At 36.7% G+C, this 24,547-nt stretch carries 15 protein-coding genes and 4 pseudogenes; 11 read left to right on the top strand and 8 right to left on the bottom strand.

Annotated elements, in window-relative coordinates:
- Nucleotides 1-334: 334 nt before the first annotated feature.
- Together BM100_RS19025 and BM100_RS19020 are read left to right on the top strand one after the other, a co-directional pair.
- Nucleotides 335-4,966, top strand: coding sequence for a hypothetical protein (locus BM100_RS19025; RefSeq protein ID WP_092513858.1), 4,632 nt, complete (start codon nt 335-337; stop codon nt 4,964-4,966).
- Between the two features lie 229 nt (nt 4,967-5,195).
- Nucleotides 5,196-5,751, top strand: a pseudogene (locus BM100_RS19020) (IS982 family transposase); the annotation flags it as partial.
- A gap of 372 nt (nt 5,752-6,123) precedes the next feature.
- Here BM100_RS19020 and BM100_RS19015 read toward each other — a convergent pair.
- The 5 genes and pseudogenes from BM100_RS19015 to BM100_RS18995 all read right to left on the bottom strand — a co-directional run bounded on the left by BM100_RS19015 (nt 6,124) and on the right by BM100_RS18995 (nt 12,781).
- On the bottom strand, nt 6,124-7,890 hold the full coding sequence (locus BM100_RS19015) for a purple acid phosphatase family protein (RefSeq protein WP_092513856.1): 1,767 nt from the start codon (nt 7,888-7,890) through the stop codon (nt 6,124-6,126).
- 802 nt (nt 7,891-8,692) lie between these two features.
- Nucleotides 8,693-9,949, bottom strand: a pseudogene (locus tag BM100_RS19000) (IS3 family transposase).
- A 198-nt stretch (nt 9,950-10,147) separates the two neighbouring features.
- The gene (locus tag BM100_RS23225; protein WP_169924756.1) at nt 10,148-10,288 is read right to left on the bottom strand and encodes a hypothetical protein; all 141 of its coding nucleotides are present in this window, start codon (nt 10,286-10,288) and stop codon (nt 10,148-10,150) included.
- Nucleotides 10,289-10,299: 11 nt separating this feature from the next.
- Nucleotides 10,300-10,467, bottom strand: coding sequence for a hypothetical protein (locus BM100_RS23220; protein ID WP_169924755.1), 168 nt, complete (start codon nt 10,465-10,467; stop codon nt 10,300-10,302).
- Between the two features lie 775 nt (nt 10,468-11,242).
- Nucleotides 11,243-12,781, bottom strand: a complete 1,539-nt coding sequence (locus BM100_RS18995; RefSeq protein WP_244590689.1) for a sulfatase-like hydrolase/transferase — start codon at nt 12,779-12,781, stop codon at nt 11,243-11,245.
- 853 nt (nt 12,782-13,634) lie between these two features.
- Between BM100_RS18995 and BM100_RS22735 the strand changes: the two genes are divergently transcribed.
- Nucleotides 13,635-13,814 (top strand): hypothetical protein, encoded by a 180-nt coding sequence (locus BM100_RS22735; protein ID WP_139216997.1) that lies wholly within the window; start codon nt 13,635-13,637, stop codon nt 13,812-13,814.
- Between the two features lie 207 nt (nt 13,815-14,021).
- Here the strand turns inward: BM100_RS22735 and BM100_RS18980 are convergent, their stop codons facing one another.
- The gene (locus tag BM100_RS18980; RefSeq protein WP_092513848.1) at nt 14,022-14,468 is read right to left on the bottom strand and encodes a DUF1240 domain-containing protein; all 447 of its coding nucleotides are present in this window, start codon (nt 14,466-14,468) and stop codon (nt 14,022-14,024) included.
- 448 nt (nt 14,469-14,916) lie between these two features.
- Here BM100_RS18980 and BM100_RS18975 point away from each other — a divergent pair, with 448 nt between their 5' ends.
- A complete protein-coding gene (locus BM100_RS18975; protein ID WP_092513846.1) occupies nt 14,917-15,261 on the top strand; it encodes a hypothetical protein in 345 nt (114 codons plus the stop codon).
- Nucleotides 15,262-15,857: 596 nt separating this feature from the next.
- Here the strand turns inward: BM100_RS18975 and BM100_RS18970 are convergent.
- Nucleotides 15,858-16,550, bottom strand: coding sequence for a tail fiber protein (locus tag BM100_RS18970; protein WP_092513844.1), 693 nt, complete (start codon nt 16,548-16,550; stop codon nt 15,858-15,860).
- A gap of 221 nt (nt 16,551-16,771) precedes the next feature.
- Between BM100_RS18970 and BM100_RS23215 the strand changes: the two genes are divergently transcribed.
- The 6 genes and pseudogenes from BM100_RS23215 to BM100_RS23670 all read left to right on the top strand — a co-directional run bounded on the left by BM100_RS23215 (nt 16,772) and on the right by BM100_RS23670 (nt 21,509).
- On the top strand, nt 16,772-17,065 hold the full coding sequence (locus BM100_RS23215; RefSeq protein WP_153044897.1) for a hypothetical protein: 294 nt from the start codon (nt 16,772-16,774) through the stop codon (nt 17,063-17,065).
- A gap of 1,376 nt (nt 17,066-18,441) precedes the next feature.
- Nucleotides 18,442-18,861, top strand: a complete 420-nt coding sequence (locus BM100_RS18955; protein ID WP_092513840.1) for a hypothetical protein — start codon at nt 18,442-18,444, stop codon at nt 18,859-18,861.
- Nucleotides 18,862-19,413: 552 nt separating this feature from the next.
- A pseudogene (locus tag BM100_RS18940) lies at nt 19,414-20,062 on the top strand (phage minor tail protein L).
- A 73-nt stretch (nt 20,063-20,135) separates the two neighbouring features.
- A complete protein-coding gene (locus tag BM100_RS18935; RefSeq protein WP_169924754.1) occupies nt 20,136-20,801 on the top strand; it encodes a DNA translocase FtsK in 666 nt (221 codons plus the stop codon).
- Nucleotides 20,802-20,900: 99 nt separating this feature from the next.
- Nucleotides 20,901-21,185: pseudogene (locus tag BM100_RS18930) on the top strand (C40 family peptidase); the annotation flags it as partial.
- A gap of 54 nt (nt 21,186-21,239) precedes the next feature.
- On the top strand, nt 21,240-21,509 hold the full coding sequence (locus tag BM100_RS23670; RefSeq protein WP_244590688.1) for a tail assembly protein: 270 nt from the start codon (nt 21,240-21,242) through the stop codon (nt 21,507-21,509).
- A gap of 834 nt (nt 21,510-22,343) precedes the next feature.
- Here the strand turns inward: BM100_RS23670 and BM100_RS18920 are convergent.
- Nucleotides 22,344-22,622 carry a gp53-like domain-containing protein gene (locus BM100_RS18920; protein WP_092513836.1) on the bottom strand — a complete coding sequence of 93 codons (279 nt, stop codon included), beginning with the start codon at nt 22,620-22,622 and terminating at the stop codon, nt 22,344-22,346.
- A gap of 773 nt (nt 22,623-23,395) precedes the next feature.
- Between BM100_RS18920 and BM100_RS18915 the strand changes: the two genes are divergently transcribed.
- Entirely contained in the window at nt 23,396-24,136 is a 741-nt protein-coding gene (locus BM100_RS18915; protein WP_092513834.1) for a hypothetical protein, read from the top strand.
- The last annotated feature ends 411 nt before the right edge of the window (nt 24,137-24,547 follow it).

Genomic DNA, 24,547 nt, shown 5'->3' with positions numbered 1-24,547 from the left:
AGTATTAAATTAAATACTAAATTTAATGAAATTATATATTTATTAAGGATTACATCAATTTTAAGCGTTGATGTATTACATTGAATACTTATTTAAATTATTACTTAGATTTCTAAATATACATAATTTTTTTATCTTAAACAGATAATTTCTTTTATCAAACTAATAATAAAAAGTATCTTTTATATTATAAAAGTCACTTATCTGTATAAAGATTTTTCATTAATAAAGGCTTGCTGGGGACTCTTATTATGCATAACTATATATATCATAAAAAAAATCGCATAAAAAACCACCAAATGATTATCATTCCAAATTAAACAAAAAGACAGAAATGCATAACTCTGAAATAGAGATTAAATACAAAAAACCAATCATTTCGCCACCTGATGTGAAATATGATCTGAGTGAACCAGTGACCCGGTGGATTTTACTATTATACCTTCAGGCAAATTTGGGACTTGATAGAACAAGATACATAGTAAATAAGAACAGCCAGCGACGTAGTCCAGAAAAAGAAAGTACCCGAGCGGCGGCTGATCAAAATTTGGTAAATAATTTAGATAAAATGAATCAGCGTGAACGTCAAGAAAGAGCTGGACGTATTGCACAAGCAATCAGATATGCATCCGAAAAAAATTATGCTGGTCATTCGAATAACAATACTAATAAGTCTGAAGATATTGTAGATACATTGAAAAATGATGAGTCTATTTCTATTAGTCAAATAAATAGACATCATACTGGAAATGCTGCAAAACACCCGATCTTACCCTGTACAACACCGGAACTCAGCACCAATGAAGCTTCATTTCAAGACTTACTAAGTGATAATCATTTAGCCTCATCAAGTTTTAATGTTTTTGTCCAGAGTATTTCTCAAAGACTATATGGATTGGTAAAATACTCAGATAGTACTTCCGCTTTTTTCGGAGGTGCGGATGCTCGCCCTATAAAAAGTAGGGCATATGTTACTCTGATAGAGTTCCGAAGGCGTTTTTTACTCGATATCGATGATCTTCTTTTGGAATTGTATAACCGACATTGGCCATCGGATTCATTGGTTAATCCAGATAGAGTCATCGATTATATAAATGAAATACGTATATCACTCCAGAATTACTCACTATTAAAATACTATATTGATGGTGGTAGAGTCGATAGGTTCACTTCCTGGTATATTCGTGAAAAGAACCCGGAAGTTAAGTCCGCGATTGAGGATCTACTGACTCATTTTCCAACGTCAGAAGATAGGTTTTTAGCGTTGCATGAAATATTACCGATGGAGAACACAGAAGAGAAAGAAAACCTTTTATCCTATTTAATTGAATATAACATAAACGATCTATTAGCTGGCGATTATCCGAAAGTGGGCACTCTGGCAGATATACCTCCTTTGATAAAAGGGATGTATTCAAATCAAAGTAAATCAATTCGAGAAAAATTGGATAATCTGTTTAATAAAATTAATAGTCTTCACCTACTGGAGATAACTCTGCATCCATCAACAATGTATTATTCACCCAATAAATTTCTCGAATATGCAGCTAAAATATGGGCTGATAGTTATATTGAAAATAATGCTATTACGACAGTGTTTAATAATAATAATACCTCATGGGACATTGATTTGTTGGATATGCTGAAATTACCGCACTATGACATTCGAGAAGTCAAATATCCACACTATTTTAGTCATGATGCAATACAAGCTTTTGAGAAGTACAGAAAAGAGCATCTTGATATTAAAAAAATTATACCTTCAGTTTTTTCAAGTTCAAAAAACCTCAGTGAAAAATGGGTGTCTCTCTATCATAAATTTCCACCATCGTTGGCCTCCATTTTGCGTGAAAAAAATATATTTAATAATGTGCCAGATTCAAGCGGTATGTTTATTTACTCTTTCTTTCTATTGAGTATTTCTGACTACTTGTACGAAATTCAAAATCAGGAATGGCGCACATCTTCTTCATCTGTGGGGAGCGATGATGTACAAAATGCGTTGCAAATTATCACTACCGAGATGGCCGGAGAAAAAAGCGAAGGGAATGCGGCTTGGTTAAAATTTCAGAATGAAATTCTCAGGCGTGCAAATGTACAAAGTGCTTATTCTATTTATTCTAATGAGATCAAATCAGATATCGAATCGCCAAGCAATCAACCGAAAATAGAAAATAATGAAATCCAGGCTCTATTAAATCTTGTGCAGAATGTGGAGCAGGAAGCGAAAAATGGACAGAAAAATACCAATATTGCAGACCGTGTAGCTTTTTATAGTGAATATTTGAGTCAAATAGAAGTAGAAATAAACGATCTAAAAAGCACTGAAACAAATTCAGTGTCCTTACAATATTTACAAAATAAACATGATTTAATTTTACTAAAAATAATGGAGCAGACCCAATTTAAAGAAAATTTTCATAAAGCATCGAGGATTAAAATCGGTAAACAGAGAGGCCATAGCTTACTAAATCATCCAAATAAAAATAATATTATTTCTAGAATTCGAGCGATGGAGCTATTTTTAACGGATAATACAGAGGCACAACGAAGATTTAATGTTTTTCCTTCGGCTGAAGATGGGGTGTTATTTGATCTTGCCTCGCAAATTTACTCTGGTGACTTCGGCAATGAAATTATGTATCAACTGTTTGAAATGGAGATAGTCTGTTTTTCTGTGGAAAATGGGATTAATCCATCTGATCGTCAGGAAGCACTTAAAGCATACAACAAGTCTTTGGGTGCGAGAGAAGGTGTTAAGAATGAAGATCAGAACAGAGAAATAGGCATTTTATCCTTTAAAAAACTGACTGAATTTGAAAATAATCAAACAAAATTTTACGGGCAATTTAATGAATACTTAGATAATTCGTTGGCATCGGATGCGGAATATATGACCCGTTCAAATATTCATGCAGCACGTTTAAATGGAGTGCTAAACGAATGGGATATGGTGACTAATTATGACGATATTATTTGGATCGGTTTAGGGCGCAGAAGCGGACAAGAATCAATAATACCTTCAGGAGGGTTGGCACTTGTTAAAGCAAAATCGGGGAAAATATACGCTATTTCCACGATTAACTTTTCTAGCGAAATCAAAGAAGTCACTGAGCAGTTTCAAGCTCGATTCGACACAATGAAACAAACTCTTGGGCAGGGAGACGTATATCACCGTAAAACACAAGCTTTACGATACATGGATGTCAAAGAGTTTGTTAAGCAGGTATGGGGAGAGGATGTGCCAGCTGGAGTGCTGGATCAGTCTGCAATAAATCCGGATAGAGATGGAATGCAGTTCAATCGGTGGTGGTTCGTTAATAGTGCTCCAAATGATGTTCAACCCAAATCTAAGAATATTCAATCGCTTTTGCTTGAGATGAATAAGAACATACTCACTCAGTATGTTGAACAAGCAAAAGTAGGGTTTTTGAATTTAGGAATTTGGTCCAGTTTTTGGAGAAGTATAGTGCCATTTTATTCTGCTTTTGAACGGGGGTATTACGATTCTAATTATACAGTTACCCTGAGTGATATCGTATATGATGCCATAGATCTCTATATAACGATTATCTTCATGGGGGGAGGAGCAATTAATCGACTCAGGAAAATGGGGAAAGAAGCTTTTGACAAAGCCTGGAAAAAAGTTTCTCCTGGAAAAGTAGGAGAGGCAGGGTTCAAAAAAGCTCTGGCTAAGCAATTTATAAAAGAAGCCTTAGAAATTGGGATACCTAAAAAAATTGGCGGGATTGCAACGGAAGTGGCTGAATTTGTTTTTCCTCCGGTTGCTTTAGCAAAGAGTGGAATAAAAATAATTCGTCGTGGAGGGCAAGAAATTTGGGATAACTGGAATAAGGTCAAACCCAAAAATAAGAATATTCCTAATACTGATAACCCCACAAGAAACAAGTACGCCTTTAATAAGGAATGGCGGCAGATGGGTGTATCATTGGATAATATAGCACCTGAAGATGGAATATATAAAATAAAGTCGGGTAATACACAAACAATGGATGAGTTTAGTTATTATATTAAGCAGAATGATGACGTTTATCAGGCCAGATGGGATAAGGATTATCACACATGGCGAATTATTAATCCTAAACACCCCAGCCGGTTTGATTATGCTATGCCAATCAAATTGAACAGTGATAATTTATGGGAAATAAATAATGTGGGGTTGCTGGGAGGAGGGGGAAGGCATCAGCCACCACCACCTCCGCCTCCTCCACTCTTACAACAACAGCTGCCACCGATACCATTGAGACAACGACCAGAAACATCATCAGCTCAAAAAACGAAGCCCATTGAATTTAAGCCGAAAGAGAGTAATAAGCTGGAATTCGATAAGTTGAAGCAAAAAGGTAAAGAGTTATATGAAAATTCTCAAAGTAAATCCACTGTATCAGATAGTACAATAAATGACTTTGATAACAGATATATTACCAGCAGCACGTCGGAAGCCTCTATACTTGCAAATGTCAGAGACTTAGTACAAGGTGATGTGGATAATATTAAGATTAAAGCAAATGGAGCTGAAAAGCCGGCTTATGATATATATATATCCAGGGATGGTGAAAATATCATCACCTCATCATCTTATAAAGCTGATGATATAACTACAAAGCCTATATTTGGAAAACCATTACCTTACTCAGATATCATGTTTTTTTCGCTTAAAAAGTCAGGTGTTGACCTGAAAAATCTCAAAAAATCCATTCAAGCCAGTATTGAAAATAAAGTCACTCAAAATGTCATAGACGCCATAGGAACCCCGGTTCAACGAGGTAAACTTATACGAGTTTCTCCTACTGAAAATCCAGACGCTTTTTATACACTTTTAGGAACTGATAATTGTAAGGCTACATCATTTATGTTGGCTCAGCATGCTGAAGAGTTTAATGGTAAAAAAATAACGAGTATAGAGTTTAAAGGTAGTGGGTATCTGATAATGAACATCGGATAAAAATCATTAGTTAATCCTTTTGATTTATTTACCCATTGAGACATTAAAAAATCTATGGTCTTCCCCGTTTTTGCAGACCCTGTATCTGAATTTGTGTAATTGCCTGTTTTTGGTATGTTTAATTTAACCTGAGTTCGGGATAAGCAGAATAAAAAAGAAGGGAACTAAAAGCGGGTTCGGTGATCAGATCTTTTGACCAAAAAAGAAACTTTTCACTTAGGAACCCGCTATGCATAATTTAGTCAACTTATTCTGTCATGTCGATGATTTTTGCCAGAACTTCATGCCTCACTGGCAAATCTATTTGATTGAAAGGGGGGAGCGCCGGCGATTACACCAAGGACGCATGGCGGCCAGTGAAATCATGACGATTATCATATGTCTCATCAACGTGATTTCAGCATTTTTATATTGGATTTATGATGGTATATCATAAAAAAGATTTTCCAACGATGTTCAGTTATACCCGTTTTCTTGAGGTGATGCCCACGGTATTGGCGCCATTGAGCGCATTTTTTACCCACCTTAAAGGTAAACCGACAGGGATTGAATTTATTGATTCGACAAGTATTAAAGTGTGCCACAACCTCAGAATATCCAGACATCAGGTGTTTAAAGAGACCGCGGCAAGAGGAAAAGGCACGATGGGATGGTTTTACGGCTTTAAGCTTCATATGATTGTTAATCATCAGGGTGAAATCGTTGCCGTAAAACTGACGCCCGCAAATATTGATGATAGGGCGCCTGTTAAAGCGCTCTCAAAAGGGTTTTTAGATAAACTTTATGCTGGGGGGTAATGGAACCAAAAACACGGCGAAGCAACCAATTTAAATAGCCAAAAATATACTGACCAAATTAGGATTTTTAACTATCGCTGTCATTTACTATAACATAAATCCATTATCCCTATTGTTACGAAAATACAAGGCCAACAGTAACACTCGTAGTATTGAATTACTGAGTTGGACGTTACCATTCGCTTAGTAACACATCTTTTTAAATGGACATTACACTTTTATTAGTGTGAGGAAGAAGAGCGAGCTGGACGCAATGCTCGATGAGATCACTCTGTCTTCAGGCTGATGAACAATATCTCAAAATTTTACTGGTTTCCGGCGCAGAATTCCGTATTAGGATTCTACGCCGACCCCAATTTACTACTTTTCTATATAAAACTTATCGATTAATTCAACACTACGCTTTTCGCCTTTTGATAAGTCACCAGTAACTTGATAGATTTCACCTGTTAGTTGATTATTATCGATTGTATAAACTGCAAAGTTTTGAACTGAACTATCACGGTAATTCTCATGTTTTGTTTTAAAACGTTCGGAATTCTGAGGTTGGTAACCGACTTCAAATAAGTTATTGTAATGTTCGAGTTGTTCCTGAGTTAACCAATTTAATTTTGGTCGCATTTCGTGAATATGTGTTAGCGGCTTATTGAAGATCGCATCATAGGCTTTCGTTCCACCCGTATTCGGAATAACAAAAGTCGTGCCCGAGGGTGAAATTAACTTTTTATAATTATTTTCATCATAGGTGAATTGAGCGTTATCAATTTTAGCGTTTACAAAACTGTCTACTTTATCCGCGTATTTTAATGATTTAGTTCGTGAGAAAACATGGTCATGACCTTGTAGCGCTAAATCAATATCCAACTGATCAATTAACTTCATAAAATCTTCGCGGACATTTTGTACATCTTCATCTTGTAATGAATGATAAGACTTAGAAAATAATGGCTTATGGTAACTCAATATAACCCATTCAGCTCCTTTTTTACGCGCTTGTTTTACATCATTTTCTAACCATTTTAATTGTTCTTTACTTAATGATTTTTTCTTTTCATTTTTGTAATCATTAGTATTTAGTACAATGAAGTGAGCATTATTATAATCAAATGAATAGTATGACCCTCCATCAATTTTACCAGCACTATCGACATTAAAATGATCATTAAATTTATTAAGGTATAAATCAGTTGTGTTTAAACCATATTCATCATGATTACCTGAAACGGGCACAAAACTCATTTTTAATAATGAATTTTGCGACTGTGACATTAAATCAACCCATTCATCCTCAACTTCACCAATTTCCACAATATCACCAGTATGAATTACAAACTCTGCATCAGGGGCTTTTTCCTGTGCTTGTTGTATGGTATCTGCGCCAAATTGGGCTTCATTACGAATATGTTCGTTCCAGTAAGCATTTTGTGTATCTGTATATTGAATAAATGAAAAGGGTTTTTGTGGTGAACTAGATGTTTTAAATTGGCCAATCTGACTAAGCTCACCATTTTTATCCCCAACTTGGTAATAATAAACGGTTTCAGGAGATAATCCATTGATGTCTGCGCTATAAATCACTTCTTTTACAGGAATGATATCTATTGCTACCTTTTCATTTTTATTTTTTACCTCTTTTTTAGGCTCCCATTTTATATCGGTAATACCAGCATCAGTGAAATAGCGTACCACATTGTTTTTATCATCGATCACTTTATAGATAAAAAAACCATCTTTATCACGTTCAAGATAATGACTTTCAACTGTAGCAGTTTCTGCTGGATAAGCTGTAGCATTTTTCATATCAGGATGAGTATCAATCATTACAACAGGTGATTTTACTACGTCACTGGTGAACCAACGAAATGACCGTTCTGTATCTGTTTGTTTTTTTAACGTAGATGTAATGCGGTTAGGTTTGTTATTTTTATATATTGGTGCAACATTCGGTTTGTCAATAGTACCTATGATTGTCTCAATCTTGTGAATATTGTCTGCTCTATGTAACGTAGCATTACTAGTGAGGGGATTATTAGTGATATTACTTTGGGCGTGAGAAAAACCAAATAGTGAACAGGCAATTAAGCTTGTTGTTAATATACAATTTATCTTTTTTAGTGTTAGTTTCATGTAAATATTCCCGATTGAGATTTTGTACCTAGCAAGGTTTATATAAAAAATTAATAATAAACAACGTTTGTTACACAAATTTGACATCCTCCTAGATCTAAAGTGAAGAATGGGGTTTTACGGCACACCGAATAAAAATTTTATTTTTGGGGTTTGTGAGGCAATGGAACAAAAACACAGTTAACCGGTCAATTTAAATCTTAAATTGTTATTTTTAGCCAACTCATTTACGATAGCCAGATTAACGATACCCATTCTGGCTATTGTTGAATCAGCCCCAGGATTTGAGGGCCAAGGTAATCAGTTGCGTTATCCGAATACCGATATTATTCAGGATGGACTTTTTAAGTTAAGAGCAGGCAAAGGCAAAAATAAGCCAATATGAAATAGGGGTTTTATCCCCGCCATACAATGTGGCCTGCCAGATTGCCGCGATTTTAGATGTGCCAACTTGCTATTTTTATATAGATGATAACAGCTTCGCCGATCAGGTTTTGCTCCTGTACAAAAAGGATTTTTGCCAAAGTAATGAATTCGAAAACGAACTCATTACTACGCTGACAGAGAAAACAAGAAAATACGAAAAAGCCTTCGAACTCTTTAAAGAGACAATGGAGTCCATCAAATCGACTCACGAGGGTGTTCAAGGAACTGAATCTAAGAAAGATTAAGTATATTTCTGGCACAAAGCCCCGTTTTACTAATATCCTTCTTTTATAATTCAGCAGAAACACCTTGTTTTGGTTGGATTTGTGCGCTTAGAGAGCCGGTGTGTAAACATCGGCTTTTCTATTTTACGTGTCTAGTCCTGATATACGTTGACACTTATTTTGCTTAACGCCTGATCCTGATGATGTACTTCATCGGGCGTTTTATATTTTAGGGCTAAATGAGGCCTATACCGATTATAAATCTCTATCGATTCACTTACCATTTTCGCCGCGTCTTTCAGGTCTGCGGGTTTACAGAGTAAAAATTCAGTTTTCAGGGTACCATTAACACGCTCTGCCAAGGCATTCTGATAGCAATCAGAGCCGTCTGTCATTGAACAGATAATCTCATGGTGTTTATGTAACGCTTGATAGCGTTTTGAACAATATTGTAATCCCCTATCTGAATGATGAATAAGCGAGTGTTCAATCAACTTCCGACTTTTTAAAGCGTGTTTATAGGCCTGAATGGCCGAGTCTGCTCTTAAGTTATCGTGAACATGATGTCCCACGATTTTACGTGACCAGGCATCCGTGATCAGACTTAAATACGCTTCCCCCTGTTTTCACTGAAAGGTACGTAATATCGGCTACCCACACTTGTTCCGGCCCCGTTGGGGTTATCTTATTAGGACCGGCTTTGAGTAAATTAGGGTGACAGTAAAAACGATGATGACTATACGTTGTTTTATGATAAGCCCGTCTGGGTTTGACTAACAAATGATGGGCTCTGAGTAAAGCGAACAGATTGTCTCTGCCTATTTTTACTGGGCGTGATTGGTTCAGCAGATACTGAAGCTTTCTCGTGCCAATACAGGGTTGTTTCAGTCGGATTGACAGCACTTGCACCAGCACATCCTGTTCCTGCTTTTCTTTTATAGCTGCCCGCTGGCATTGCTGGTAATAAGCTTGTCGTGTGATACCCAGATAACGGCAACATTGAGCCACATTGAAGCCGATTACCTTTTTCCCTTGGATGGCTTGCCTCGTGGTTTTTTTACGATAGTCACCCCATAATCCCGTTTCAACGCTTCAACGACTGCCTCAAAAAACGCGACTTTCTTTTCCATTTCAACCAGTTGTTGTTCAAGTTCTTTTATCCGCTGCTCGGGAATGAGTAAGGAGGATGAAGTCATGGCAACTCCTTGAGGATGTAAAGGGGTACGACCCAGACTTCAATCTAACTGACCATGCTTCCTAAGCCAAACTAAAACGATTGAACGCCCCTGAATACCGTACCGGTTTTAGGCTTGTTTATATGTCATCTCGCCTTTTTCAACTTGATCAACAACGGCTAATTTAAAAGCCAGTGAATAATCACGTTGAGTGAGTTTATTTTCTGATTTCATAACACTCTCCTCAATAGATGAAGAAAAGTGTCAACCTTATTTAGGATGGGATAATTCACCTGTGTGGCTAATCGATTGACGGCCTACGTGGCTTTATCAAGGTCATCAAGCGAATGCGTTAATGCTTCCGCGGCGTCGTTTAGTTGAGTGATTTGTTCGTCGCACAAGGTTGGAATAAAGTTACTTGTTCCCAGCTTGTTATCCAGACGTGAATTGATCCCCCTTCATTGCTGCCTGAATATCATCCGTGTTAATTCCCGCAATGGGCTGGTGTTGGGCGGTTGTCATGCTGGTATCCGCAATCGCCTCAATTAAATGAAATGGGGTGCTATCGGGCAACAGGTGGCCTTTTAAATAGCAATACGCATCTGGATCAATTGGGACGGGTTTTGATAGACATTGATTGCGTTATGGAACGCATGTGCCGCGTTGGCCGAAGCCGTTAATTTGCCAATGGCATCTGCCACTTTATTCACGGCATGAGTGACTGAAGCGGGATAGCGCGTTTTTGCCTTCACGAGTTGACGAAGTGAGGATGTTTAATAGCCGATCACAATATATTGTCCATTAATGTTATTGGGAGGCTTAAGGGTTATTTCTTTTCCATCAAATGCAACAAATTTTCTGGCAGCTCAAGTATTAAAACTATGCAATGTGCTATTGCGCGCGCCTACCATTGATAAGACCAAGCTTCCAGTATCATTTATCTGAATACTGAGAATGGCATGCTTAAATTCTTTTGTAAAATAATTGTATTCATATCTGCTGGTTTAAAATTATGAGTTTCCCATTGAATAATTAGCACCGTATCACCACACTACCACTATCCACTTCCCTTAAAATATGCATAAAAACGACTACCCACTAAATTGATTATCATGCAAATACCTTCTTTGATAGGTTTGAAATTTTAGCATAATGGTTCAGGTGTTTTATTAGTCAAATTTTTTATTTCGGACATAATATCTTGTATGCCCTTTTCCAAGTTTTCACCGTCAATGGCTTCGATTCTGATTTTTTCTGCCCAGTTTGCTCAGTCTTGAAATAAATGTTCTTCTTTCTCGAATATACCGGTTTCGATGAACTTCAAAACAATAATAATCTGCTGATCAGCGAATTGGAGTTTCCTTATAGAACATGATATGTATGGCTGAAAATCTCTAAAAATTAATGGGGGTTTTTATCGTGATACTTATTTTCTAAAAATAATTTGTTAAATTGCATTATCAATATAGTGAATATAAAATTAAACGTATTCACGACCACTAAATAAGTGGTCGTAATTTTACTATTTTATTCTACTTGTGAAAATGGTGAAATAGATTCGTCTGCCGTTAAGACTCTGTCATTATCTCTTTCTGTACCTAGAGTTAATGGATTGATATCATAACCGATAAGATTTGATAGTATATACTTATTCATTAATCCGCTTAGATAGCCATCTTTGTTTCGAAACGACTCTATGAATTGGCAGTTAAAATGATGATTATTTGATTTGTACATAAAGGGTATTAAATATTGCTCCCTACCATTTTGATAACCATGACCTTTATTTACAATTTCTCCATGATCAGAAGTATATATTAAAGAATAATTAATGCTTTTTTTATCAATCACATCATATATGTCTTTTATAACTCTATCTGTATGATGGATAGTTAAATCATAATTATCAGCATTAGGTAGTGCTATCTTATCAATGTCATCGTAATTTTTATAAGGCATATGACTACCATGTAAGTGAATTATAATAAATTTATATTCTTCTTTATCTAAGAGAACTGCATTTAATAGAGGAGCGAGATTATCGTCTTTAAAATTTGTGAGTTTTATTACATCAGATTTCTTCGCAATAAACCCATATTTAGACGAATGGAGCCCACTTAGATCCTGAGAACCCAACCAATACGTTTTATAGCCATTTGATTTAGCCATTTCTATGATTGATTTGTTTTTAAATAAATTATTTTCGCTTTCAGGAGTATGAAAAGCAAGGGACATAGAAACAGAGTTTCTTGTTATTGGTGCACTAGAATGTGCGTTATTTATTACACATCCTCCATTGGAAGAAAATATACTGCTCATATTTGGCGTTGTATTTAGTTTGTATCCATATGCACTATAATGTGTTGATAGCGATGATTCTCCCATTATTAAAATAACAGTGTTAAGTTCGGGTTTTTTCTTTCCTATTATTGAATCGTTAAATTCATTTATTTCATTGATATTTGCATACTTATCATTTGAATGGCTTGAAATATATAAATATACTAGGTCACCAATAACGGCAGGGTACCTGTCCCTTATAAATCGCCCTGTTGTTTTATCATCCTCGCGGATATCTGACAATAATTGTTTGTCTACGGAAGATATACTAAAATAAAGTGTAAAAAGGAAAATAAATACAGGAAACATCTTAAATGTTATGTGGTACTGAATGCTTTTTGTTTTTTTTATTAAATAAAATAAAACTATTGTAACGACTGAAGATGGCAGTAACATTATAAAAAATAAATGACTAGCCATAGATAACGATTCTTTTTTATTTGTTTCAATAAATGAATCTAGAACTGATACTGATACTCTTTCGCCAAAAGTGAGAGAGTAATTTATTTGGAGAATTAAGAAAAAAAGTAACAAGCTACCAATACTGATCAAAGCCTTATTTTTTTCCTTAATTAATAGAAAAATTGATAAGAGCAGAGCAAAGGTTGATAAATGGGGGATGCTAGAATCTTTTTGAAAAATAAATAGATTCAATGCATAAGATAAAATTAACATTGAAAAAATAGTTAATATGTATTTATATGATTCTTTCTTTTTTAAGTTCATAAAATATACTATTCAATAGCGGCATGAAACAATAGATTATACATGAGTTAATATTTTAAACAAAAGGATATGTGATTTTTTATAACAAATAAAAAATTGCGATTGAGAGTCTTGTCGACACATTCGGTTCTTTCGTTCACATTTTTACATTTAAAAAAATCATAAAATATTTTTAACAAAATGATAAATGATGCCATGCCCCTTATGTTTTTTCTATGCCTAATAATTAAGGGATAGAGGTTATAATTTTTTGTCTTATAATGGAGCCAATTGGCGTTTATATTAAGAGAATATTGATTTAATTCATTGAGTTATAGTATAATTTAATTCTAAATTCCTTGGTTTTAAGTCTGTGTAGGTTCAAATTTCACCCTGCTCATAAAATAACATTAATTTGAAATGGATTAGGGGCAGCCACTCTAAAGGTGGTTCTTTATCTTGAAAAATAACATGTGGCGGGTGGGGTAGTACTGCTTCAATCAGGAGCGACCTAGTCAGGTAGTAGGCAAAGGTTTCATGGTTAATGAATGCCGAACCGTAAGTGATATTCTGGCACTGGTTGTAACCAATTGGTTATTTTTCTAATTACTCGTTTTTACTTGTTAGCCCCCTGATACATTAGCACATGAAAAAGATAATTCCGTTGTGTACGTACAGCCGTATGAATATGGAGGCGTTTTTATCAGCAATTCAAGCATCCAGATAAACACAGTATCAGAATAGGGTTGCTGGTTGGTTTCGATCTGGATGATGGTTTTCACCAGTTTGTGCATCACGGTGATGTTGTTCATGTCAATTACGATACTACAGGTTATTCCCGTAAAATGCGTTGGTGTTGAAGGCAGGGGGCATCATGAACCATCACTGGCTGGAATTTGACGCCCTACCACATCGATATTGCCCAGAATATTATACTCATTCGCCGTTTCACGGTCGCCAGCGGAAATTGTATGGCCTACCTAAATATTTGGCTGCACATTGTCTTCTGTCGCTGATGATAGGCATTAACCGCGCAGAACACGGGCGACTTTAGGAATGTGGAAAAGGCGGCCGAGATGTATGCGAGCAGTGAGCTGACGCCGTCGCAAAGCAAGATGAAACAATTGAATGACTGGCTTGGCGAAGAGGTGATCCGGTTTCAACGGTATTCACCAGATGATGATGAATAGCCAGCCATCCCTCCCTTTGATGGCCATTGTTATGGCGGTTTTTTTGTCTGGTGTTAACAGACATTACCAATTTAGCGACAAAATTTTTTTTCTTTCGCATACTGGCTTGGTGCTTTAGAGGAGGTACTTTCACAAACAACATACCCGGCTCTCGTAAACTTAAAATGCATATACCAAGATAGGGGAGCACCAGCGACTAACCCGATTAGAGCCATTACAAGAAAGATAATCATGAGGCGTTCATTCAGTGTTGGAACTCTTTTCCCCTTTTTCTTTTTTTCCTTCTTTTGAAGTTCTTCTGGCTTTAGCGTCACACTCAAATAAAGCCCCCAAAGACAGAAATAAAAAATAAATGGCGATAAAAAAATAATGTTAAACATGACCCAAGAAAATTTAACACTGTCCTCCATCTTAAATACCGCAATCAGATCACTACTTACTAAAAAAACAACAAATCCATACCCCAGTAGAAAAGCTAATAAAAATAGGATAGTCCCGATTCTTTTTTGCACTGTCATGATATTCTTTCCCTAGGCACGCAACGTGTTGCCCTGATAAATACCGCGTATCGTGCCGACTATCAGGATTTAAAACATTACCCTATTATTAATACTATCAATAGGCAAACAAAATAGGATAACAGTCTACCAGTTTGAGAGGTATGCACCCTATCGCAATAAAGAGAGTATTCTAAATAGCTGCGTCTAATATCGCTACTCTTGCTGTTTAGTAGCAGGCAACAGGAGCAGTCATAAGGGTAGAGCATCATAAACTTGATGCTGCAAGGGATGGAAAAAATGGAGCACTATTACGCGTAACTATTTAGAGGCATCAATATTGGTGCTTAGCGGGAGTGTAAGTTCTTTTAAGAATTATGCGGATTAAGGCACAAAATATGCTTTCCTTATGTAAGAGAATGGCACTACCCGCTCTTCTGAAAAAGGTTCAGAATATAGGGAGGTTTTTATGGTTATGGCTATGTATCTTCCAGAGAGAGTTTTAATTTTTGTTGGGCAAGAAGCTATATTTGGAAGAATGTGGAAACGAGGGCCAGATTGGAGTGCTTCTGACCTGTATTTCTCACCAGATCCCCACTGTATCAATCCAGCAAATGCATGGCCTCATTTGCATCTCAGCTATACTTATCAAGATACATTGCGGTATTTAGGCGGGAAAACGCATAATCTACAACGTATTGAAATATTTAAAAATAATTGTTGGGATATACAGGCAATTACACAATTTTCTCAGCCGATGCAACTGGCAATATTAAGTGTCCAGACATTTTGGACGCCTCCACCAATAAGATAAAATCTTATGGCACAGTTAAGCATAATGTCAGCAGACTGCATTTTGCCAAGATTTTGCTAACCCCAAAGAGCCTCTATAGTAAATTGCGATATGTCACACCATCATCATTTCATCTCATGCCAGCCCAGCGTAGTCTAATAGGAATCATCATCGGACAAACAACATTCCGTTACCGGAAAAGGACGGCAGCACACGATTGAGATGTTCCTCCGCCAGCACAGTCATTTGGAGCGCTTTCAGAACAAACGAGTAAAAGCCATTATGGACGGTTAGAAGGTCTACTATGCGGATAGTGAACCCTGTGATATTTCTGAAGAGTATCGCTTGGATATTCGTGTCTAGATGCCGGAAGATTCGGCGTGGAATCAGCAACAGAAAAAATTAGTTGAAACAAAATAGAACACAGGGGCACGTCACATAGCCCCTGTGTTCTATTCAAATGCAGTAGAAGTATAAATCAAGGAGGGATCACCTAGTTCATTGGTTGATAATAATTTCCTTTGTAATCTTTCTTGTTCGTAAAAAATAATCAGATGGTAGCTAGGTTGTTTTATCGTATCGGGAATTAATGACAGAACTTCGGCCATTGCATAGGATTAAGAGGGCGGATAATAGAGCCTCCATGAAAATGCGTTATTAGTCGATTGACCATTAACCATTTGACAACGAGCCTGAAAACCTGACTTTGTTAACGTCCTATCAATGATGATTGATACATGAACTGCATTTCCATCACCGGTATCATCAGCTATATGCTCAGCTATACTGATATAGTATGAGATGCTAGGTAACTCTATGGGGAAATTAACTGTAGCTAACCCCGCTACCGGCTCCCCTTTACCAAACAACTCTATAGCACCGTCTGACCATATCACCCATGCGCCATACACATTACTGCCACGCTCAATCACAAATCGAGCATCACCCAGCCCTATATTCTTCATAAATGCCGATTTATCTGGAATATCTGCGCCGTTCTGGCCTTTAGCCAGTCGTGTATTAGCATTAGTGTTTGCATTATCAGCCTTTTGGTCTGCTGTATTTGCTGCAGTAAACACTGTTTTAACTGCCTGAGATGTTGCCGCAGTCATTTCGCTATCACTGTCAGTATCATTACTTAGAGTAACAAATCCTCTATCGGTCAGTGTTGCATAGGGATGATTCCGACTTTGAACGTGTTCTTCAATTTTCTTATCGATAGTGTCTTTCACATATTTTCGGCTAGGCACTATCAACAAATCACAGTCATCAGGACATGATGTATCTAGCTTATTATTTTCATTACTCATATTTATTCCCTCATTTAATCAACAATGCACATTGCTAAATAACATGAGGCGGAGGATTTCTCCGCCAGTGAATATCAATAAAATCGGTTCATCAATACTGGCGAATAATTTTGACTAATTACAGCTAGAAGGTGATTCTGTGAGTAGCATATTTTTGATGGAAGGATGACATAAAATGATAGGTGAGGAATTAATAGAATTTATCAGATGACTGATGAAAGTTGAGAGTAAAAGGAGTAAAATCTCCTTTGCTTTTATGCTTATTAAAAAATGATCCTACAGGTGTTCAGTGTTTCAATACCGTATATCCCGGGATGTTGGGTGATCTTGATGTGTTTAAATTAAAAGATGATATTAAAGGGATAGCAAGTAAAACTGATTATTTGAATAGTATTGCAGCTTCAATAGCTCACGGTGATAAAGTTGAAAGATTGCCTGTCGAACAAATCGAAGAAGCATTATCTAACATTACTGATAAATTAATTGGAAAGTACGGAGATGATATACAATATTGAAGACCCGAAAGAATTTGCTAAACAGCCTAGTTGACTACTGCAAACCAGAATTTGGAGCAGAGTGAAAATAAGTGATCGGTCAACACCGATCTGCGAGAGTCAGGCGTGATAGAGTAAGTGGGCGATGTCATTTTCATGATTCATCGTTATGAAAAATACAATCCCAATACAGAACTGAAAAGAATTACAGAAATTATTTGTACTAAATCACGACATGCGTCGGATACTGCAAAAAACTGCTACTTTGCTAACTCTCACGACGGCTTAGAACCGGCTGACCCAATCTGAGTAAAATTAGAATAATATCAATAGGATATTTGTTTTCTATCCTACACTAAGGACTTTTGAGGTAATATTGTCATATCTAAAAGAAAACATAGGGTGTTGTATGGATATTTATTTTTGGTTTGTAGCGATTGGTGCATGTATTACCTGCGTGTGTTGTGGAATTTGTTTCAACCTAAGAGCATTAAAGGAAGGATACATAACTGTAAATAGCGGTATTTTTCCAACTTATTTTTGTCTTAAAAGTGAACACCCAAAACGGTTTGGATTTTTATTTGTTTATTTCAACATACTCTATTTATTAGGAATTATATTCTCCCTTATTTTTCCTGTCTGGATACAGGAACGAATTGCAGGAGGCTAATTGACAGATGATATCAGTCTCTACAAATTCAATTTGAAAGGCATTAGCAAAACGCTCTCTGAAATAGTGTAGTCCAATAAACGATACCGAATCAAAATTATCGAATGATGAACCTTCGAACAATATTAATGAACAAAACATGGCGAATATAGATAGAAACCACAAACGACTGACTGTGTGCAGGTGTTATTGGTATTAAAAATGGCCTTGGTGAAATCGCTTTATCTAAGCCCATTACAAATGAAGAAACATAAGAATATTTTGCTAGGTATTGGCTGGGGCGAGATGAAAATGGAGGACGTGAAAAGATCAGAAAGATGGATAAATCGCGGATGCTCCACATGATGGAAAAATATTAAAAATAGCGCATTGAAAAAGGAGTTCCATCCACTCAGTTCTGAATACATAAAAATTAAGAAGGAGCAGGAATAATGAATAAGTTTGATGAACTAGAACACCTAGCCAATGCAGTCAACCTAAAATCATTCTATATTTTAATTTGCAATATTTATGTCTCGAAATAATAAAGATGTTGAGATTAAAACGTTCTACAAACCAAACAACAATTTTATTCCTGCTGTAGATGAATAACTAAGAAATCAAGTATAATACGTCGTGTTACATACACTAAAGCGGTTTGCTTTCGGCACAATCAGCTTCATAGGGGGCTATTTGAGATTGTTTTTGGTAGCCACCATGATTATTACCGCAAACAATGGATAACGGAATGAATAAATTACTATTATCGTGTGCAGCGCTTATCTTAACGGGATGCGGTGAGAATTACAGTGAATATAACGGAATATACACCTGTAGAATAGGCCGGTTAATGAATTATGTAGCAGCAGACCGAGGAAGTGAATATCATTTTCCGCTGGGGACAGCGAAAGCCAGAATGACTTTTAACGATGGGGTTATGATCATTCATGGAATGAAATCAGGTGATTATGTTGGACATGAAATGGCTTTAACCGTACCGCCAGTAGCACCGGATGGTAGGAAGCTGATGTCAGCACGAATGTTTAAATATGATGATGGCGAGCTTAGTGAAAGTTTTTCTCCCCATGACGGTATAGCAACAATTACGATTGGTGATCCGCGCAACGGTGGAATAATGCAATGGCTCAATAACTGCAAAAAAGAGTGAAAATAACTCTTCTGAAGATCAATAAGCCTCATTACGTTTTTTTTGTTGATGGAATAGTGTGTTCGAGTTTGCTAGCTTATATCAAATCAAGTACATAATATATACAGCCCTTTAAAAAATTTGATGAGTATCAGTCCTTGTTATGCGGATCTTTCTACGCTATGTAGTAAAGAATGAAAAGCTGCCATTCACAGAAGTGTCAGTGATAGTCTCAGAGCACGACGAAGACATTCATAATGTTGTACGGGAACACTTAAAAAAACCGCTAAAAGTATTCGGATAAATACCGATGAAATTTAGCATCGAGTTGGCGAGCGTGCTTTAAAGAAATGGTAGCAACGGGATAACACCATTCGTGAACAGTTTAGAAAGAAGCTGAAAAAGTTGCAGGTAACTCCCTATATCGAGTCCGCCAAACTGCACGGGGATTTAGCCGGATGCTTTTTTTTAGTTTATTCGAAGGCATACCTTGAAATCATTTATATGGACATCGCCATTTGGTGAAAAAGGGCTGTATCGGGTTAAAGCAGAATTTGAACAATCATTCAGCGCATGAGCATAACGTCAAACGTACAAAAACTGGAAGTAGGAAACAAAGCCTTATTATTTGCGGTCGATGGCTCGGCGCTTGGTGGCAAAGTGTCGAATATAAATCATAGCCTGCCAGAATTGAGGGCTTGGAAGTTAATAGTGATGGTGGAACTGTCTCACCACTGCTAAGTGTGGCTAACCTTGATGGCACTATCAGCGCAATGTGTCTGGCGTATCAGAATCTGGTTCAGGCGCGTGTCACTATTCATATGACATTTTCGCACTATCTGGACGCCCGTAATTTTCCCGAAGGAAATCCAGAATCCAATCCGACACAAGAAAAAATCGACGTCTTCTACATTGACAGTAAGACACATGAAGACAATACCGAGGCGCATCTTGCCTTGTCTTCGCCTGCTAATTTACAGAGCATTAAAATTCCAACATGCCAAATTCATAGCCAGTGTACATGGTGCATGCTAGGTTTGTATCGTAAGTCGCCATGTAACTACACGGGAACAAAGTATTTTGATGAAGACGGCAATCCTGTCGATGAGCCCTCAAAGGATACGTGTTCTGGTTTATTGTCTATGGGGGTGAAGTACGTTTTGAAAAGGGCAATCAACTTCCGTTTGGCGACTTCCCCGGCTCTGCGCTACTAAGGCGGTAACAGAGTTTATAGATATAAAGTGAACTAAAGGTTAATATCTGCTGATATATTGCACATAACGAGGATATAGATAGTGGATATAACTAAGGAGACTCTTGACCCATTATTTGATAAAGCTGTGGATTATGTGATTGCCAATAAATCCATTTCAGCCAATGACTTAATGCAGTTCTTTAACATAGATTATAATAGAGCTGTGATTCTATTAGAGCAAATGGAAGAGGCTGGGATAGTTACATGGAAAGAATGGGATGGAAACAATAAATCAAATCAATATTTAGTTGCCACTAAAGAAATAATAAAAAGCAAAGTTCAACCTCAACAAAAACCATACGAGTATGCAGGTAAAAACACTTCTAAAAAAGGAAACTCCAAAGTATTAGGTTATGATGGATTGGAGTGGTTTATGGCTCTTGTTAGTTTTACTGTAATTTTGGTTATCTTTATTTCTTGTTCTGGAAAACCATCACATTATAGAGGAAATTATTGCTCCGATGATGAAGGTGCTTATAATCATGCAAAAAGTTTTATATTATCTAATTTAAAATTCCCATCTACTGCAAAATTTGTCAGCTTTTCTGATGTAGAATCATCTGTACTTAGGGGGTGTGGCTTTAAATTTATTGGTTATGTTGACTCTCAAAATAGCTTTGGCGCAATGATAAGAACAAAATTTAATGTAACCGTGAGTTATGAACCGAATAAAGATAAATATTATTTGGAGCACTTAGATATGTAACCCCTCAATTGTTTTTATTATGCCTCGCAAATTAAACTGCACCCTAAAAGCTGGACACCAACTGAGTAAGGTGCAGTTTTTTATGGGAAGAGATTTTCCATGCGACCACATATTCTAAAAGCCATCACCGATCACGCACAGGCCGAATACCCCAATGAGTGCTGTGGTTTGGTGATACAGAACAGTCAAAAACAGCGCTACATCCCTTGTCACACACCGCCCATTCACCCACAGAGCAATTCAGCATTCACCCTGAAGATTACGCCAATGCCGAAGACGCCGGGACGATTGTCGTCATTGTTCACAGTCACTCCGATGCTACTACGCAATCCAGCCAGCCAGCTGGATATTGCCCAGTGTGACCTGTCCCAGCTCTCGTGGGTAACCGAACATTATCGAAACCAACCTGATTCGGCAGGTTTTTTATTGGAGTGAGTAATGAATACAGTGCGCATATTACGCTTATACGGAATACTCGGCGCACAATTCGGAAGTGAACATAAACTGGCGGTTTCATCCCCCCAAGAAGCCATCCGGGCACTGTCTGTCTTACCCAATGGCTTTGAACAGTTTCTCCTGACGGCAAAAGAGCGCGGGCTGGTCTTTGCTGTCTATAATGGAACGCGCAACATTATCCGGGATGAACTGGAATTCTTCGGTGAAGAAAACATCCGCATAGCACCGGTGATTATCGGCAGCAAAAGGTAGAGGTCTTTCAGACTATCCTCGGGGCGGTGATAGTGGTGGTCGGAGCATTTATGTGGGCCACGCCTTACGGTGTGCCGTTGGTGAAGTCTGGAGTAGTATACGCGTTGTACTTCAAGGTGCACGTATTATCATCTTGCGACGCGGGATAATAATACGTTGCTTCCTGAAACTTGGAGTTAATAGGGTATATGTGTATATACAACCTCCTGGTTTCCTGGCAGAGAGTATTTAATTACAGCCAATATTATTTCAAGAGAATATAATGACCGTCCTATAAAAAACTACATATCACTTAGCTTGTGTCTAATTTTCACTCTTTATTCTCAAGCTATTAGATAAACTTCACATCTATACGGTAACATCCTTGACCAAAAATTCTTATTTGTAATATTAACTCAAGAAATTAATTTGATTGAAATGGGTAACCAAGCAACCACAAATAAGGATTGATTTTTATGAAGGAACGAGAGTTTAAATATGATGATGGTGAATTTAGGGAGGATTTTTCCCCTCATTACGCTATAGCACGATTACGATTGGTAATTCACCTTATGATGGTGTAATGCAGCAGCTAACTGCAAAAAAGAGTGAAAACAATTCGAGTGAAATCCAATCGGCTTTATCATGAGGCTTTTTTGTTGATTAGTTGCTCAAGCATGGATGCAAATTTTTTCGGCGTATACTGATACTATCAAAACTTTCCTTAAGAACATTCCCTATAAGAAATGGTAAGTATTTATTGTCGGAATATGGCTAGGGAAATATCATCAGTAAAAATCCACCAGCATAGCCGGTGGATTTTTACTGCATAAGTTATAGAGGAGAAATTTTATATTAATAACCTATGGCAAACCAATAAGATTGAACTTCTCCACCATGAGCATAATATGTAAATCCTGTTGATGTTATATCTCTGGCAACTATATTATCACTGCTTCCTCCACTGATGCCTGATAGGGTTAATTGCACATTCAAGCAATTGTGAGGAAAATTAATAGGGAAATAAACGCGGGTTTCATCATATATTCTATTTATAACTCCCCATTGGTGAATAATTCCCGTAGAACCACATTTCCACCAGCCATTCTGAAGTATTGATGCTGTATTATTCATAAAACCCCCAAATAGATATGATAGGAATATTATAAAGATAATTTAGAGTCGCACTGTGCGGCCTATATAACATCATGAAAAGAAATAAGCTGCAATGTACATTATTTGTAAGTCATTGATGAGAATGAACTGACGTTTTTTGTGAGCGATGTGTTTTGAATTAATATGCTTATAAAGCAAGGTGTTCTCATTATTCCATTTTCTAAAATGAAATCGGAAAATAATTTATTTATTTTACGAGGCCCTAGAATAGGGTAGAGGAGGTGATTTACAAGTGATGTAAAAATTCCTTCTTCCTTGTATAGCAACGATCCACACAATATTGTTTTTTGTCGCGGACAATATTCCCACGAAAAATTATGTTAATTAAGATTTCTCCTAAATAATAAAAAACAGGTATTGTATAAATTAAATTTAACAGATTATCTCGTAGAATACCCCCTCATAAACATCATAGGACTGAAATATACATAAAATTTTTCTATAAATCACCGATGAATAATTCATAAAAATGGGTTTGTGAGAAAAGATGAAAAACAGGGCATCGCTATACTGGGTAAGAGGAGATGAAACAAATTATCTATTGTGAACGAATCACATTTATCGAAAATTGAATAGCGCAAAATTTACACTTTCAAGTTCAGCCTGTTTTTAAAATTTTGTTAGGTGCATAAGAGTACAGGCACCATTGCAACAGGTTATTCACTGAATGTGATTTAGAGCCATTATTGTAATTATTGAATAAACACCAATTTTAGAAAGAGTAGGGAAATATGCCATTTATCATTATTGTTTTTATCCAGATTCTGTGTGGCGTTCACGTTATCAGAGCTAATCAGGAACGTTTTTGGTTATATTTAATTATTGGTTTACCCGGCTTAGGCTGTACTATTTACATACTATCAATCATAATTCCGGAATTCTTCAGTAGCCGTTATGGGCAACAAGGAATTAGCCGTATTCTCGATAAAATTGCACCTGAACGTCATATAAACAAGCAACGTGATGCGTTAATGATCAGTGAAAACAGTGAAAATTACACACAATTGGGGGATGAATTAGCCCGGTTGGGGCGATTACAGGAAGCAATACAAAACTATCAAAAAGCATTAACCGGGCTTTTTAAACATGATCCCACCATCATGGCAAAATTAGCAAAGGCTCAATTTGATAATAATGATCCAATTGGCTGCGAAAAAACATTAGATGAATTGATTCAGATGAATCCTGATTTTCGCTCTCAGGATTGCCACTTACTTTATGCCAGGGCACAGCAACAGATGGGAAACCTGGACAAGGCCGAAGAGGAATATCGTGTGCTTGTCGAATATTACACTGGCCCTGAAGCACGTTTTCGTTATTACGAGATGCTATGTGAGAAGGGGGACTTAATTTCGGCGAAACAGCAATTAGAGACCATAATTGTTATTGCTCGCTATTCCAAACCGCACTATCGCAAGTTGCATAAAGTATGGTTACAGCAAGCCCATCAGGAATTACGCAAATCGAATTAGCTTCAGTATCATCTCAGAAAGAAACTCACGTGTCTGAGGTATAATCAATTTTTGCTTTCACTGAATCTTTATTATGCCTCAAACTAATTTGTCAGTTTATATAAAGAATTGGTTTTTTTGATGTTAATATCGGGCTTGATTTCATATATATGACAACCTAAAAAACCGATTTTAAATTTATATTATCTTCAAGTTTCTCAGATGAAAAATAATCTTCATTGCCTTTATGAAATTGATGTTTGTATAAAAACGACTTATTTTAATTTTTCATTTGTAAAAATCATAGCTGATTTAGCAATATTTTTTATGTATGAACCTTGGATTCACATATTAAGCGCAACACCGTAATGAACGAAGTAAATGAGTGGGCACTCCTTTAAATAATTCATTAGGTGTTTTGTAACCTCTCGT

Source organism: Xenorhabdus mauleonii, assembly GCF_900113945.1.
GTDB lineage: Bacteria > Pseudomonadota > Gammaproteobacteria > Enterobacterales > Enterobacteriaceae > Xenorhabdus > Xenorhabdus mauleonii.
Note: the sequence above shows the minus strand (reverse complement) of the source record. Positions and strands in the feature narration are given on the sequence as shown.

Excerpts from the sequence above, each read along its gene's own strand:
- BM100_RS18995 (WP_244590689.1), bottom strand. The coding sequence starts at position 12,781 with ATGAACTTAAAAAAGAAAGAATCATATAAATACATATTAACTATTTTT.
- BM100_RS23670 (WP_244590688.1), top strand. The coding sequence starts at position 21,240 with ATGAATACAGTGCGCATATTACGCTTATACGGAATACTCGGCGCACAA.
- BM100_RS18975 (WP_092513846.1), top strand. The coding sequence starts at position 14,917 with ATGGTTATGGCTATGTATCTTCCAGAGAGAGTTTTAATTTTTGTTGGG.
- BM100_RS19025 (WP_092513858.1), top strand. The coding sequence starts at position 335 with ATGCATAACTCTGAAATAGAGATTAAATACAAAAAACCAATCATTTCG.
- BM100_RS18970 (WP_092513844.1), bottom strand. The coding sequence starts at position 16,550 with ATGAGTAATGAAAATAATAAGCTAGATACATCATGTCCTGATGACTGT.
- BM100_RS19015 (WP_092513856.1), bottom strand. The coding sequence starts at position 7,890 with ATGAAACTAACACTAAAAAAGATAAATTGTATATTAACAACAAGCTTA.
- BM100_RS18915 (WP_092513834.1), top strand. The coding sequence starts at position 23,396 with ATGCCATTTATCATTATTGTTTTTATCCAGATTCTGTGTGGCGTTCAC.
- BM100_RS18980 (WP_092513848.1), bottom strand. The coding sequence starts at position 14,468 with ATGACAGTGCAAAAAAGAATCGGGACTATCCTATTTTTATTAGCTTTT.
- BM100_RS18920 (WP_092513836.1), bottom strand. The coding sequence starts at position 22,622 with ATGAATAATACAGCATCAATACTTCAGAATGGCTGGTGGAAATGTGGT.
- BM100_RS22735 (WP_139216997.1), top strand. The coding sequence starts at position 13,635 with ATGAACCATCACTGGCTGGAATTTGACGCCCTACCACATCGATATTGC.
- BM100_RS18955 (WP_092513840.1), top strand. The coding sequence starts at position 18,442 with ATGAATAAATTACTATTATCGTGTGCAGCGCTTATCTTAACGGGATGC.